The 16,825-nt window shown below is 60.3% G+C and carries 6 protein-coding genes; 4 read left to right on the plus strand and 2 right to left on the minus strand.

Annotated features, from left to right (window positions below):
- Positions 1–18 precede the first annotated feature (18 nt).
- The 3 genes from ACSQ2A_RS09915 to ACSQ2A_RS09925 all read left to right on the plus strand — a co-directional run bounded on the left by ACSQ2A_RS09915 (position 19) and on the right by ACSQ2A_RS09925 (position 4,919).
- Positions 19–1,320, plus strand: coding sequence for a TRAP transporter large permease (locus ACSQ2A_RS09915; protein ID WP_295415295.1), 1,302 nt, complete (start codon positions 19–21; stop codon positions 1,318–1,320).
- Positions 1,321–2,039: 719 nt separating this feature from the next.
- On the plus strand, positions 2,040–3,212 hold the full coding sequence (locus ACSQ2A_RS09920) for an ABC transporter substrate-binding protein (RefSeq protein ID WP_436072280.1): 1,173 nt from the start codon (positions 2,040–2,042) through the stop codon (positions 3,210–3,212).
- Positions 3,213–3,326: 114 nt separating this feature from the next.
- On the plus strand, positions 3,327–4,919 hold the full coding sequence (locus ACSQ2A_RS09925; protein WP_436072082.1) for a DUF5060 domain-containing protein: 1,593 nt from the start codon (positions 3,327–3,329) through the stop codon (positions 4,917–4,919).
- A gap of 153 nt (positions 4,920–5,072) precedes the next feature.
- Here the strand turns inward: ACSQ2A_RS09925 and ACSQ2A_RS09930 are convergent, their stop codons facing one another.
- Positions 5,073–5,762, minus strand: coding sequence for a response regulator (locus ACSQ2A_RS09930; RefSeq protein WP_436072083.1), 690 nt, complete (start codon positions 5,760–5,762; stop codon positions 5,073–5,075).
- Between the two features lie 84 nt (positions 5,763–5,846).
- Entirely contained in the window at positions 5,847–7,277 is a 1,431-nt protein-coding gene (locus tag ACSQ2A_RS09935; protein WP_436072084.1) for a sensor histidine kinase, read from the minus strand.
- Between the two features lie 160 nt (positions 7,278–7,437).
- Between ACSQ2A_RS09935 and ACSQ2A_RS09940 the strand changes: the two genes are divergently transcribed.
- Positions 7,438–16,797 (plus strand): peroxidase family protein, encoded by a 9,360-nt coding sequence (locus tag ACSQ2A_RS09940; protein WP_436072085.1) that lies wholly within the window; start codon positions 7,438–7,440, stop codon positions 16,795–16,797.
- Positions 16,798–16,825: the final 28 nt, after the last annotated feature.

Here is a 16,825-nt window from a genome sequence, read left to right on the forward strand (position 1 = left end):
CGCCGCGCGAGGTTCATTATGCTGGCTGAATACGCCCTTCCCATCATGCTCGTGGTTCTCGTCGCGACCACGATCGCCGGCCTGCCCATGGGCATCGCCATGATCGCCTCGAGCGTTCTCTATCTCTTCATTTCCGGCCGCGACGTTGGTCTCGGCGCCGAAATGGTGCTCAACGGCATTTTCGGCAATTTCGCCGCCGTCGCCGTGCCGCTCTTCATCTTTGCCGCCAATATCATGGACGCCGGCAAGATATCCGACCGACTACTGCAATTCTGTTTGGCCCTTGTCGGCCGCAGCCCCGGCGGCATGGCGCAGGTGAACATCCTCACCAGCCTCATCTTCTCGGGCATGAGCGGCAGCGCCATTTCCGACGCCGCAGGCGTGGGCAAGGTCGTCAACGACATGATGATGCGCGAAAATCGGTATCCGCCCGGCTATGCCGGCGCGCTGACTGCGGCAACGGCCGTGGTCGGGCCGATTTTCCCGCCCTCCATTCCCATGGTCTACTATGCCCTGGTGTCGTCGGCCTCGATCGGCGCGCTGTTCCTCGGCGGCGTGGTCCCCGCATTGCTGATCGTCGGCTTCCAGATGGTCGCAGCTTATTTCACTGCCAAGAGGCGTGGCTTCCCGGTTGAAGACGCCATCCCCTTCCGTCAATTCCCGATGATCTTTCTCAGGGCCTTTCCCGCCCTGCTGATGCCGGTCATCCTGCTCGGTGGCATCTATACCGGCGTCTTCACGCCCACCGAAGCTGCTGCCGTCTCCGCCTTCTATGCTCTGCTTCTAGCCCTCTTTGCCTATCGCACCCTGGGCCCGAAGAGCTTCGCCGCGGTGGTCTATGCCACGGTCAAGACCACGGCCGTTGTCTCTGTCGTTCTCTGCGGTGCCTTCATCTTCAACTATGTCATTGCCGTCGAGCGCATCCCGCAGATGGTCTATGAGTTCTTCGCCTACTACCAGATGGAAGCCTGGCTGTTCCTGCTCTTGCTGAACATCCTCTTCCTGATCCTTGGCTGCTTCCTTGACGTCTCGACCATCCAGCTCGTCATCGTGCCTTTGTTCATCCCGACCGCTCTCGCGCTCGGCATCGATCTTGTGCATCTCGGCGTCGTGCTGGTGCTCAACATGATGATCGGCCTCATCACCCCACCCATGGGCATGCTGCTCTTCGTCATCAAGGCGGTGAACGGCATACCGATCAGCGCCATGATAAAGGAGCTGTGGCCGCACCTGCTGCTGCTGATTGTGGTGCTGTTCATGATCACCTACATCCCCGACCTGGTGCTGTGGCTGCCGCGACAGGCAGGGGCGATGCAGTAGGTTTGGCCTGTCTCTGAAGCGATATGCGAGGCGGTTTGCTCCCACCCCTTCCGGGGTGGGAGCACTTTTCTTTGATGAAGGGCAATGCGCCGCCGCTTAGGGGCGGCCGCCGTGGAATGTGCAACAGCTCAGGCGACTTCCCGGGGCGCGCAGTGCACACGGGCAGTTTCGCCTCGGCCTGAGCGCCCGCGATCGTTCAAACCAAAATCGCCGAGAAGCTGCCACGATGCTGCTGCGCTCAAATACTGAGCCTCGGTTGCGTCAGCTTTTGTTCCGGGGTGTTTTTCTCGGCTTGCCTGTTGAATTATCTTCAACGCCAGCCTGATCGAACAATGCCTTGGTTTCGATTTTTTTCAAAATTCGACCATTGATTGTCGATTTTTTGCGAAACCGCAGAAATCGATAGTGACATGCGCAAGAAAATCTGCAAACTCTTCCATACAAGATGATGGTTTTGACTAAAGCTTGTCCGGCCGCAAGTGACCCTGCGGTTGTGCGATGGCGTGCGCTTGCTCAAAATTATGCTGAAATTTGAGTTGGTTAGCGCGCCGTAACTGGAAGCTGATGGTTCCAGGAGCGAGCTGATCCTGACGTTCAATGCCTGTTGATGAGGAGAAATAGGTATGTCTTTGAATCGTAGAACTCTTTTGCAACTGGGTGGTGCTGCCCTTACTCTCTCTGCACTTCCTGCATTCGCGCAGGAACGTCGGTTGCGTGCCATGTGGTGGGGCGGGCAAGATCGCCTGAACCGCACAGTGAAGGCCATCGAAGACTTCATGGCCGCCGAGCCCGGTGTGGTTGTTGAGACGGAAACCGTGGGCTCAACAGCGGACTATTTTGTGAGCCTCGCCACCAAGATCGCTGGCGGCAATCCACCCGACCTCATGCAGCTGGGATACAGCCAGATCGCGGAATACGCGCAGCGCGGCGTACTCGAGCCGCTGGATGATTATGTCGGCAATGAACTCGACATCAGCGACTGGCCCGCGTCTTCCGTCGATGCTCTTCGGGTCGATGGGAAACTCTACGGCGTCAACCTCGGCAACAACACCACAGCGCTCTTCTACGACAAGGATGCGTTTGCAGCAGTCGGTGCCACCGACATAGCGCTCGATACGTCCTGGAGCGAATGGTTCGACCTGGCCGAGCAGGTCACGAAAGCCAATGACGGCAAATATTACGGGATGAGCGACGGTAGCGGAAACGCACTGGTCTACGAGAATTTCGTCCGTCAGAAAGGTTTCCAGTCCTACGGTGATGGTGGCGTGGGAGCCCCCGCGGAAGCCGCCGCCGAGTGGTTCGACATGTGGGCTCAGGCACGCGCTCGCGGCGCCATTCCGCCCGCCGACGTTGCGGCGCTAGACGTGGAAACGATCAGCGAAAATCTACTGATCCAAGGCCAGGCTGCCACGAATTTTGGGCATTCCAACCAGATCGTCGCGCTGCAGGGAGCAACGCCGAAAAAGCTCGGCATGGCAATGTATCCGCAAGGGGCCGGCGACCTGATCGGTCAATTCATGCGTCCGGCGCAGCACTTCTCGATCTTTTCCGGATCGCAGTTCAAGTCGGACGCCGTCAAGCTCGCGAATTTCCTCGTGATGAACCCGATTGGCGTGAAATCGCTTGGCGTCGAGCGCGGCGTTCCGGCATCGCCTTCCATGCAGGAGGTCCTTGCACCAGAGCTCGACGAACTGCCGCGCGCGTCCCTCGAATTCGTTGCAGCGGTCACGCCCGTGGCAACGCCCATTCCGCCTCCGCCCCCGAGAGGCGCCACCGAAGTCGAAACGATGTTCCGCGAGCTTAGTCAGCAGGTTTCCTTCGGCCAGATCGACGCTGAACAGGCGGGCAAAACCTTCGTCGAGCAGGCCAACGCGATCCTCGCCCGCGCCTGACTGATCGACCGGCGGGCTCATCTCCGCCGGTCACTCCAACCAACCCGTCACGGGCGATTGCCGCCCGTTATGCAAAATAGCGCTCGCCCCCTTTGGTCGGCGACGAGGATCATTATGTCGAAAATAGCCATTTCCACTGCCGAAGCCACGCTCTGGGCTCCCTTGGAACTCTCGCTTTCCGGGCCCGCCGAGGGTAACCCCTACCTTGAAGTGACGCTCTCGGCGACTTTCTCCAATGGCGACCTGACCCTCGTGGTACCAGGGTTCTACGACGGTGACGGAACCTATCGCATTCGCTTTTTGCCGACGCGGGAGGGGCACTGGCAGTATCGCACCGCCAGCAATGCCAGCGAAATGCATGACCTGGCTGGTGTGTTGACCGTCGGGCTGGCGCGGGCAGGGGATCATGGTCCTGTCAGGGTCGCCGAGAAGTTCCATTTCAGCTACGCCGACGGCAGCCGCTACCTCAATATCGGCACCACGGCTTACGCTTGGAATGTTCAAGGCGACGCCATGGAAGAGAAGACGCTGGCGACGTTGAAACGGGCGCCCTTCACCAAGATCCGTATGTGCGTCTTCCCCAAGCACTATCGCTATAATCAGAACGAGCCCGATCGCTATCCTTTCGCCTTGCTCAAGCAGGGCGAGAGCAAGTGGCCCGCCACTGTCGAGGACTCTGGCTGGCAGTTCGACTTCGACCGACCGAACCCTGCCTATTTTCAGCATATCGAGATGCGGATCCGGCAGCTCGGCGAGATCGGCGTCGAGGCGGATCTGATCCTGCTGCACCCCTATGATCGCTGGGGCTTTTCGCGGATGAGCGCGGAGCAGGACGATCGCTATCTTCGCTACATTGTTGCGCGCCTCGCTGGCCTGCCCAATGTGTGGTGGTCGATGGCTAACGAGTACGACTTCATGGAGAACAAGTCGCTCGCCGACTGGAACCGGATGATCGACGTCGTCGCCGACACCGACCCGTACGGTCACCTTCTCTCGATCCACAACGCCTTCCCGCTCTTTGACTGGCACCATCCCAAGATCACACATGTCAGCATCCAACGGCCGGAAACCGAGCATTCTCTTCTCTGGCGTGAGCGCTATGGAAAGCCTGTCTCGGTGGACGAGTGCTGCTACGAGGGCGACATCGCCGAGCAGTGGGGGAACATCAGCGGCCGCGACATGATCCACAAGTTCTGGCTGGGTGTCGTCAATGGCGGCCACGTCACCCATGGCGAGACGTACTACAACGACGAGGAAGTGCTCTGGTGGGCCAAGGGCGGTGAACTCACCGGCGACAGCGTTTCGCGTATCGCGTTTCTGCGTTATGTTCTGGAAGAAGCGCCAGGCGTCCTGGAGCCCATGCTCGACAATCGCAATCACCGGATCATGAAGTTCGGCGCCGACAATGTAACCGGTCCCGAAATGTCAAAGCCCGCCGCAGGCGAAGAAACTTGGTCCAAGGTCCGTTTTCCGTACCCGATTGCCAGCAATCCCCACAGCTACTACGTGGCCTATCTTGGTCACCGTCAGCCTCGGGAGATCGTGGTGCCGACGCCACCGGATGAGCACTACAGCGCTGCTGTCCTTGACACCTGGGACATGACCGAGACACCAGTTGCCGACAGCGTCACCCGTGGTGATCTGATCTACGTCGAACCAAAGCCCAATCTGGCCCTCGTCCTGCGCAGAGTGGCTTCAACGCAATGACGCCGACCTCATCGGAGGTTGAAAAGCGGGAGAGGGCTGCCGCTTCTTGTCGACTGACCGCAACAGATGTGGTCAGTTCCCGACCCCGCAATGGTCACTGCGGCGAGGCCCCCGAAAGCGAGCCAGGCGCCTTGCCTGATGACCGCGAGGCAATCAACGTCTTAGGGTTAGCGGGTACTCCTGAGCAGGGAGCTCATCAGATTCTAGTTCCACGTACTCTCGGGCTGCCATGGCCACCTCGACGCGGTTGCGCGCCTTGAGCTTCGCCATCAGGGCGCTCATGTAGCTTTTTACTGTACGTTCAGAAATATGGAGAGCTTCAGCTATCTCCCGATTGGTGCGGGCCTCAGCCAGAAGGCGCGCAATCTGACGTTCGCGAGGACTAAGCCTAATTTTGCCTTTTGAGCTATCGCGCTTCGCTCGCTCACGGAGGCCGTTCATTACCTGCAAGGCATATTGCTTGGTAATGTACATTTCGCCTGCGCTCACGGTCGAAACCGCGTCGAAAAGTTCCTCGCTGTCGCTGTCCTTCAACACAAAGCCAACTGCCCCCGCCTCCAATGCCTTGAGGGCGGCGTCGATGCTCGAATACGCCGTGAAAATCACAATTCGCGTGGGGAACTGTGCCGCCATTTCCGAGATCGTCTGGAAAATGTCGCCCGGCATGCTCAAGTCCATGACGACCACGTCGGGTACGTGACGTCGAACGAGATCGAGCGCGGTGTTCGCACAATCGGCCTTGCCGACCACACTGTATGCGGGATCGTCCTCGAACAAGTTCATGATCCCTCTCAGCAAGAGCGGGTGGTCATCGGCAAAGGCTATGGTCAAAGGACTAGCCATTCGGAGCCTCACGGAACTAAGGCGATTAGACTACGCTCAAAGAGGAGGACCGTAAATAATCAGCGGGGAGGACGGCTAACGCCGTCACTGGGTCGCGTCCATGGGCAAGACGGCAACTACGATTGTCCCCTTCACCGCATCGGTGGTGACCGACACGCTTCCCTTCAGTGCGCCGACTCTATTCCGCATCGCTGTAAGGCCTAGCTTCTGGCGCCCCACGCCACCTGCCACGGGTGTGGAAGACTTCGCACCGCTATCCCTCACCTCTATGGTCAAAACGTCCTTGTCAGCGAAGGCCACGACTGATTTCGCCGATTCCTTGGCGTGTTTGTACGCGTTGTTCAGACCTTCCTGGATGACGCGATAGGCGCATATCTTTGTCGCCTCACTGATGTGCGGCGGTAGTTCTCCGAAAGTTACCGTTACCCGGTCGCCGGTGATGTCTTCGTGGTGAGACACAGCCGACCGCATGGCATCTCTGAGCGTAAGGTCGCCGATTTCGGGCAAGCTTAGTCCAGTAGAGAGGTTCCGCAGCTCGGTAATCGCCTCACCCGCTATATTTCTAAGACTACCGACCAGCGGCGTAAGTTCTTCAGGAACCTCCCTAAAGTGCTTTGCGATGTTTCGGTTGGAGAGCTTTAGAGTGAGGAGGGTGAGGAGCTGGATGGGGCCATCGTGCAAATCCGAGCCAATCCGGTCGAGAAGCTGTTCGTTTGCCTCGCTCGCGTCCAATCTTGCCTTCTCCGCCACCAGCCGCAGCTCTTCGTTCTGATGAGCGAGCTGGCGCGCCTCCTGGACGTGCTGACGCAGCTCAGATCTCTGGGCCACGATCGTCATGTCGCCCCGTCGGACGATGAAATAGAGCACGGCCAACATCAGCATGGTGGTCAGGCAAACGACGATCCAGGTTCGCAGGCGACTGACATAAAGCTCAGCCGCTAGGGCATCGGCATTTTCATAGATTTCGCCGACAGCAAGAACTTCGTCGGTTCCCTGTCGATAGAGGGGGCCATAAACCTCTATCAGGGCTACATCCAGGGACTGCTCATGGGCGCTCTCTTGGCTGACGAGGTCTTCGTATTCGGCAATGATCTCGCCAGAAGCAGCCCTGGTGACGTCAGTTGAGACGAATTGCTGGCCAATCAAATCCTTGTTGGTGCTGTAGATGACGGTTCCGTCGGCGCGCCAGATCTTTATCGAAACCACGCTGTCGCCTACGGGCGTGCCGATAAAGCGGGCATCCAGCGTGCGATGAGCTTCCTCAGATAGCTCCCCGCCGACCTGCAGCTCCTGCACGTGAGGCTCGAGGAACCCTGCCATAAACTGGCCGCCCTGTGCGCCCGAGGTCTCAAGAACGCTTTGCTTGATCTGTTCAGTGATCCAGGTGCCCAAGACAGCCATCGCGACAAACAGGACCAGCGCGGCAGCGATCAGAAACTGGCTTGAAAAGCTCAGAGCACTCCATCGCCATTGGCGACGAACTTCAGACCTTGGTCTTACGATATCACCATCCAAAGTAGTTACTCCGGCTACCAAATAAAGTGTCGAAAATGGCTCGACTATTGCAGGTACGTCGCGAGCCCAATTCATACAACACTGTCCTCGAACATTCACCCGCAATTGGACTGTTGGTTCAATCGGGAGGGCGATACATGCCCGTGCTTGGGAGGACAGAATGGCCGTCAAACTCAATCAGCATGATCTGGAATTCGTTCTGAAGCAGATCAAGATCGCCGAGGCGCATGCCAGCGGCATTCCACTGAATGAAATCCGCGTTGACGAGAACGGGGTCTATGGCACCGAGGGCATGCTGGCGATCAGCCAGCCGCATCTGCCCTATGGTCTGCGGACGGTGGATGGCACCTATAACAATATCATCCCTGGTCGCGAACTCTGGGGCGCCGCCGACCAGACCATGCCACGCATGTTCGACCCGAACTGGCGGAACGAGAACGATGGTGACACATTCGACACGAACGGCTCACAACCGGGCGGCGAAGTCACCAATGGCGACTACAATACCGGCGGAGAGACGGCTGGCAATGGCGGTAATGTGGCCGATGCCGATCCGCGCATCATTTCGAATTTGATCGTCGACCAGACGCCGAACAACCCGGCGGCGCTGATCGCCGCCTTGCGGTACGCGGGCCATGAGGGCGATCTCACGGCAAAGATGGCTTCGATCAGCGGCCCGTTTGCGCTGATCCATGCCGCTAAGATTGCCCAAGGTCGCGTGGACAGTTGGCAGAAGATGGCGGACGATCTGTCGGCCGTGATAGCGACCAATCCGCCAAACGCGGCGGTGCTTCAGGGCCTACTTACGGGCGTTGTGGAGCCCGCTCTGGGGGTGGCACAAGCAGCGGCCGAGACCGCTCAGACCGCAGTGAACGACTTCAGCATCCTGGTGCCTGACGGCGAGGATGCAGGTACGGACCCCGATCTCATTACCGGAGCCCAGACCGCTCTCGATCATGTTGCGGCCGAATTGGGCCTAGAATTCGAGGTTGATGGCACCTCGCTGAAGCTCCCGAACGTCGCGCCCGACGAAGGCCTCTCCGCGCCCTTCAATGGCTGGATGACGTTCTTCGGCCAGTTCTTCGACCATGGCCTCGATCTGATCTCGAAGGGCGGCGACGGTACGATCTATGTTCCGCTGCAGCCCGACGATCCGCTCTACGTGCCGGGTGGTTTCACCAATTTTATGGTGCTGACGCGCGCGACGCAGGTCCCTGGCACCGGCGCCGACGGCGTGCTGGGCACGGCCGACGATACCCAGCGCGAGGCAATCAACGTCACCACCCCATTTGTGGACCAGAACCAGACCTATACCTCGCATCCGTCGCATCAGGTTTTCCTGCGCGAGTACAAGCTGGTCGATGGTAAGCCGGTAGCGACAGGGCACATGCTCGATGGCGCTGACGGTGGCCTGCCGACCTGGAAGGACGTCAAGCAGAACGCCCTGGATTTCCTCGGCATCGAACTGACGGACCGCGACGTTTTCAATATTCCACTGCTCAGAACCGACCTCTACGGCCAATTCATTCGCGATCCGGTCACGGGCTTTGCGCAGGTTATCATAGACATCGGTGCTGACGGGATTCCGAACACGTCGGACGATGTCACCATGAGCGGCACACCGGGCCCGCTGGGGGCGGTCAAACTCAATCCTGCACTGATAGGCGGCACGGAGCCGGTCCGTACCTCGCATTCGTTCCTCGACGACATTGCGCACAACGCGGTTCCGGTGCTGACGACGCAAGGCATTCTGGTCACCGATGGCAATAACGTCGCTGGGGTCGATCCTGCTGGCAATGCTGTCCAGTTCAATCCTCTGACCGGTCGCAATACCGAGTACGACAACGAACTGCTCGACAAGCACTTCGTCACCGGCGACGGCCGGGGCAACGAAAATATTGGCCTCACCGCCGTCCACCACGTCTTCCATTCCGAGCACAACCGCCAGGTGGATGTGCAGAAGCTGGAAATCCTGAAATCCAAGGATGTCGACTTCATCAACGAGTGGCTCAGTGTCGATCTCGCACAACTCACACCGGCCCAACTGCATGCCATTCAGTCCGGGGGCGTCGCCTTGTCCCTGCTTGCAGGAATAATCACGGCTGCCGAGCTCAACCCGGCGCAGCTCGCTGCTCTTTCGGCCGCCGGTGTCGATCCAGCTGCGCTTGGGCCTGCACTCTCCTGGGACGGGGAGCGTCTGTTCCAGGCTGCGCGCTTTGCCACCGAGATGCAGTACCAGCACCTGGTGTTCGAAGAATTCGGCCGCAAGGTGCAGCCGATGATCGACGTGTTCGTGTTCAACACGATCACCGACATCGATCCGGCGATCTTTGCCGAGTTTGCGCATGTCGTCTACCGCTTCGGTCACTCCATGCTGACCGAAGAAATCAAGCGCATGTTCCTCGACGATCAGGGGAACCCGGTCCGCTACGAGCTTGTCCAGGATAGGGATGAGGCCGGCGCACTCATTTTCGACGAGAATGGCGACCCCGTCATGGTGACGGTGGAGACAGCACTGACGCCCGCCCAATTGGCCACCTGGGGCCAGGACATCGGTCTGATTGAAGCCTTCCTCAACCCGATGGAATACGACATGGACGGCGCGATCAGCCACGACCAGGCTGCCGGCGCAATCTTCCGTGGCATGACGCTGGTGCACGGCAACGAGATCGACGAATTCGTTGTCGACGCGCTGCGCACCAACCTGCTTGGCCTGCCGCTCGACCTTGCCGCGATCAACATTGCCCGCGGTCGCGACACGGGCATGCCAACCCTCAATCAGGCACGTGAACAGCTCTATGCAGCCAGCAATTCGACCTTCGTAAAACCCTACGAAAGCTGGTCGGAGTTCGCCACCAATCTCAAAAATCCGGCTTCGGTGGTCAACTTCATCGCTGCCTATGGCACGCACAACAGCATCGAAGCCGAGCAGAGTGTCGAAGGCAAACGGGCAGCAGCGACGGCCCTTGTCATGGGTGTACAGGTGGTCGTCACGATCAATGGCGTTGTCAGAACGTTTGACCCGCCCTCCGATCGGGGGGCCTTCCTGAATGGCGGTTGGAGCGAGCTCGTTGGCCCCTCCGGCAGCCAAGTCGTCAGCACCGAAACCGGCCTCAACCTGATCGATCTGTGGATCGGCGGTCTCGCCGAAAAGAAGATGCCGTTCGGTGGCATGCTCGGCTCTACTTTCAATGCCGTGTTCGAAGCACAGATGGAGATGCTGCAGGACCTCGACCGGTTCTACTACCTGACGCGCACACAGGGGCTGAATCTGCTCAACGAACTGGAGAACAATGCCTTCTCCAAACTTGTCGCCATCAATTCCGACATGGTCGATCCCGGCCTCGACGGCGTTCGCGGCACCGAGGACGATATTGAGAGCGTGTTCCGGACAGGCGTCGATCCGTTCGCCAAGCACGACTATGTGCTCAACATAGATCGCGACAAACAGGTCGAGGCGGACCCAGAACATGACGATGCAGCGCTCAACGCCATCGGTATGACCAAGGTGCAGCGCGACAACCTGCTGACCGCTGTCGATGAGACGCCGCTGAAGAACTACATTCGCTTCATCGGCGGCGAGCATACCGTCATCGGGGGCTCGGAAGGCAATGACACCATCATTTCCGACTTCGGTGACGACGCCATCTGGGGCGGAGGCGGCGACGACCGGATTGAATCCGGCGCCGGCGTGGACTTCGTTATCGGCGGTGCCGGCAACGACATCATCACTGACAGCGGCGATACCGGTGACTTCATCAAGGGTGAGGACGGCGACGACATCATCGCCAATTCCAATGGCCTCGATGTGCTGATGGGCGGCGACGGCAAGGACGTGTTCTTTGTTGGCGTCGATGGCACGGAAGTGTTCGCGGGCGAAGGCGACGACTTCATCCTGGGCGGTGCCGATATCGACTTCCTCATGGGCAATGAGGGCAATGACTGGATCGAGGGCGGCGATGGTTTCGACACCATTGCCGGCGAGAACTCCGAACTGTTCTTCAATTCCACCATCATCGGCCACGATGTGGCCTTCGCTGGCGAGAACGAGAACGACTTCGACATGGAGTCCGGCGACGACATCATGGTTCAAGGCGAATCCGTGATGCGCAATGAAGGCATGTACGGTTTCGACTGGGCCATCCACAAGGGCAACCGCGTGGCCGCCGATTCCGACATGCGCATTCCGATCTTCACCACGGTCGCCGACAATATCCTGCGCGATCGCTTTGATCAGACCGAGGCGCTATCGGGCTGGAAGCACAATGACGTCCTACGGGGTGACGACCGCGGCAGCAGGGAGGAGATCGAAACCGAGCTCGATATGACAAATCACGAGCTCAGTTGGGCTGGCGTCGACCGTATCCATGGGCTCGAAGCGCTGCTCAACAAGGTGCTGCTGGAGCGGCCGGGAAATGCCCCGGATCTGGAGAAGGCTATCGCTTTCGCCTCGGGTAACGTCCTGATCGGTGGCGACGGCAACGATACTTTTGAAGGCCGCGGCGGCGACGACTTCATCCATGGCGATGCCTGGCTGAACGTGCGCATCCGCATTACCGAGCCCGTGCTCTCGCCCACGACGGGCCGCCCAACGGGAGCCCTGCCGAATGACGCTGCGGGTGCCAACGAGATCGCCACGGTCGATACGCTCAAACATGTCTTTACCCAGCAGCAGGTGACCGGCTGGGTCGCAGCACTGGGTGTCAATCCGCCCACGGCGCTCGTGGCCAACATGATGTCCTGGGTCGGCAAATCCATGTTCGATCTGATGATGGATCGAACCATCCTGCCAAGCCAGATGCATATCCACCGCGAAATTCTCTACGACGAGGACGCGAGCGACAATGTCGATACCGCCATCTATGCGGGCAACAAGGACTGGTACGAGATCACTGAGTTTGAGGACGGCAGCGTGCGCATTGCCCGTCGCGAAATGGAGGAGGTCGATCCGCAGATCGACGAAGGTGTCGATACCCTGGTGGGCATCGAGCGCCTTCAGTTCTCGGACCAGACCGTGGTTCTCCAGCAGTCTGGCAACCATGAGCCGGTCGGCCGGCTGACCATTCTTGGCCTGCCGGCCACCGAAGGCCAGGTGCTTTCAGTTCACGCAGGCAGCGTCTACGACGCCAACAATCCCGGCCCGGTCGGCAGCGGCAACGTACCCAACATGACCTTCCGCTGGCAGATCGAACGCAACGACGGCACTGGTGACTACATCAATATTCCGGGCGCCTTCGGGACGACCTTCACGCCCGGCGACGAGCACACCGGCCTGCGCATCCGCGTCGTCGGCACCTATGTCGACGCCGGCGGGGTCACCGAGACCGTGATGTCGCTGACCACCGATCTGGTCGTCGGCACCAATGATCAACCCGTCGGCCCGCTCCTCATCAGCGATATGTCGCCGACCGAGGGCCAGACGCTGACCATGACGGTCGCCTTCACCGACGCGGATGGCATCACCGATGCCTTCGAGGAGGGGCTGATTGCCTATCAGTGGCAGTGGTCGAACTCACCGGCCGGCCCCTGGACGAACGTCGCCGACGCGACCGGGCTGAGCTGGACCATTCCCACGACCGGCAGTGGCACCACCGACTTCGGCGGGCGCTATATTCGGGCCCAGGTGATCTACACGGACGATCTCGGCAACGAGCATACCGTCTATTCGACAGCGACGGACGTCGTGGGCGAACTGATATCCGGGACCGACGGCGGCAACACGCTGAACGGCAGCGCCGGCGGCGACACGATCAATGGCAATGGGGGCAACGACACGCTGAACGGCCTGGTCGGCAACGACATCCTTAACGGCGGCACCGGCAACGACACGCTGAACGGCGATGCCGGCAACGACCAGCTCGATGGAGGTACCGGCAACGACGCCTATAACGGCGGCGACGGCGACGATACGTTCATCTACCACAATGGCGAGGGGAATGACGCCTTCCAGGGCGGCGCCGGCGCCGACACGCTGAGCTTCATCGGAGACAATGACGACGATACGCTCGATGTCACCTTCAACGGCACGACGATCACCGCCCTCGAAACCTCGACGATGATAAGCGGCGTCGAACACTTCGATGCCGACATGCTCGACCATGCCACCGAAGGGGCCGGCGACACGCTCAACTATCAGTCGGCGACCAGCGTCGGCGTCCAGGTCAACCTCTTGACCGGCGAGGCCTCGGGCTTCTCCTGGATCCGCAACATCGAGAATGTCGAGGGTGCCAATCACGACGACACCCTGATCGGCAACAACGAGGCCAACAGGCTGTTCGGCGACGGCGGAGCCGACGTCTTGCGGGGCGGCTTCGGCAACGACGATCTGGAAGGCGGCGCCGGCAACGACCTGCTCTATGGCGATGCTGGGGACGACCTGCTCGAGGGCGGTGTCGGCAACGACCGCCTCGACGGGGGCGATGGCAACGATACTGCGACCTATGCTTCGGCAACTGCGGGTGTGACCGTTACCCTTGCTTCAACAGCCACGACGCTGGCCGTTGCCATGGCCGCCGGCGCCGAAGATCTGCTGGTCAGCATCGAAAACCTTACCGGCAGCGGTCACAATGACGTCCTCACCGGCAATGCGGGCAACAACATTCTCGATGGCGGTGCTGGTGCGGACCTGTTGACCGGTGGCGCCGGCGACGACACCTACGTCGTCGACGATGTTTCCGGCAGCGGTGTCACCGGTTTCGACAACGTCGTCGAACTGGCAGGTGGTGGCGTCGATACGGTGCGTAGCAGCGTCAGCTACACGCTGGCCGCCGAAGTCGAGAACCTCGTGCTCATCGGCAGCAGCAACATCAACGGCACTGGCAACGCACTCGCCAACCGGATCACCGGCAATTCGGGCAACAATGTTATCGACGGCGGTGATAGCATCGATACTGCGGTGATGGCGGGCCAGCTGTCCAACACGGCCTTCGACTTCAGTTCAGGCGGCGACCTGCGCATGACCACGGCAGGCAACGACATCCTGAGGAATATTGAGCGGATCGAGGTCGGCGGCATCGACTACAATGTCGTAACCGGCAATGACGACCCCAACACTCTCAACGGGACGACCGGACGGGACATCCTTCTCGGCATCGACGGAAACGACACGCTGAACGGTGGCGATGGGGATGACCTTCTGGTGGGCGGCTTGGGCGCCGATGCGATGAACGGTGGGGCCGGCAACGACACCTACTACGTCGATGATACCTCATCAGGCCCTGTCGATACGGTCACCGAAGCCGCCAATGGCGGGAGCGATACCGTCGTCCTCTCTGCATCGGGCAACTACACGCTGGGCAGCAACGTCGAGAACCTGGCGGTTGCTGGTGGCGGCAATCGGACCCTTACCGGCAACGGACTTGCCAACGATATCACCGGCGGCACCGGCAACGACACGATCAATGGCAATGACGGGGCCGATACTCTGCGCGGCGGTGCTGGCAACGACGACCTGAATGGTGGCGCAGGCGATGACATCCTCATCGGCGGCGCCGGCAACGACGATCTTATCGGTGGAGCGGGTACGGACACAGCGGTTTTCACTGGCCCTGCCAGCGGCTACGCCATCGTCTTCAACGGCTCGACGCTGACGATTAACGATATCGACGCCTCGAATGGCGACGAAGACGATTCTCAGCTCGAGCAGATGGGCACGGCGAACGGCATCGAGCGCATCCAGTTCGCCGACAAGACCTTCGTGGTCACCACGGGGACCGCCGCCGACAATACCATCACGGTGCCCGGTGTCGTCGGCCAGATCATCTTCGGCCTTGCCGGCAATGACGAGATCAGGGGCAGCGAAGGCGACGACATCATCATTGGCGGTGCCGGAGATGATGCGCTGTTCGGCAGCAATCTCCCCGAGGGGGACAATGCCACCACCGGCGCGACCGACAACGACACGTTCATCTGGAGTGTCGGCGACGGCAGCGACGCGATTAACGGCGGCTTTGAAGGTGCAGGTGGCGATACGCTGGTCGTCAGCGGCAACGACGAGGATGAGACCTATCGCATCTACACCATCGACGAAGCGATTGCCCGGATCGCATTTGAAGATGGCGATGTCGGCGGCGATTTCGAAGCCGAGATCGTGATTACGCGCCAGGTCGGCGGCGGTGCCGAGGTCGTCATTGCCGCGATGACGGATATCGAGGAGATCGTCGTCAATCCCGGCGGCGGCGACAACAGCGTGCAGATGTTCGGCGATTTCAGCCTGACCAGCCTGCGGCCGGACACAATCACGGTGACGGGCGGCTCCGGCGACGACACGGTGGATATCACCTCGCTCCTTTCGGCGCACCGCATCGTGTTCAAGACTGGCGGCGGCAATGACGTCATCATCGGGACGCTACGTCCTCAGGATGTCATCGAGTTGCCGGAAGGAAGCGCTGGCGGCGACTACACCGTGGTCCAGAACGGTAACGGCACGACCACGGTGACGAGCGGCACGCATTCGGTGACCTTCCATAGCCCGAATGGCCTGCCACAGCTCGGCCTCGTCGAGCATGACGAGGAAACCCCGACCAATCCTGATCCCACCGATCCCGAGCCTACGGACCCGGACGACGATCACGAAGATGACGACGACTGCGACGACGATGACGATGATGATGTCGCGTCTGCCGGTGGTCCTGTACTTGGGACGCCTCAGGATGATGTGTTGCTGGGAACGTCCGGTGGGGACCTGGTGTTCGGCTTTGCCGGGACGGACTACATCATCGCCAATGCCGGAGTGGACGTGATCCGGGCCGGTGCCGGTGATGACTTCGTCGATGCCGGGGCGGGCCGCGATGTGGTCTTTGCCGATGATGGTGACGACGATGTCTTCGGCGGCGATGACGATGACCTGCTCTATGGCGAGGCGGGTGACGATCGCCTCTTCGGTGGCTCGGGCAATGACCTCATCGATGCCGGGGCAGATGACGACACCGTCTTTGGCGGCGCCGGCAACGACCTCTTCGTCGGTTCGCTCAACGATGGCAATGACACCTATTATGGTGGCGAGATCTCGGGTGATGCCGGCAATGACACGCTGGACCTGGCCTTCCTGACCGCCGATGCCACGGTGGACCTGGGCACCGGGGTGGGTGGCCGCGGCAGCGCGGTCTCGAGCCAGAGTGGCACCGATACGCTCTATGGGGTGGAGAATGTCACCACCGGCTCGGGCGATGACGTGATCACCATGAGCAATGCCGTCAATGTGGTGGATGGCGGGGCGGGTGAAGACATCTTCGTCTTCGGATCGGCCACTGCCGCCCATGGCGACACGATCAAGGGCTTTGAGGCCGGCGACAAGATCGACCTCTCGGGGATCGATGCCAATGCCGGGGTGGCGGGGAACAACAGCTTCACCCTCCAAACCTCCACCACGGCCCCGGGCCAGATCGTGGTCACCCATGAGACGCGGGAGGATGGGGAATATACCGTCATCTCGGGCAATACGGCCGGGGACAATGCCCCCGAGTTCCGGATCAGCATTGCCGGCAACCACGCCCTGACCGGCACCGACTTCAACCTTTAGCCTCCAACTGCCCGGCCGGTTTAACCGG

The sequence above is a fragment of the Devosia sp. LjRoot3 genome, from assembly GCF_964252865.1.
In the GTDB taxonomy this organism is placed as follows: domain Bacteria; phylum Pseudomonadota; class Alphaproteobacteria; order Rhizobiales; family Devosiaceae; genus Devosia.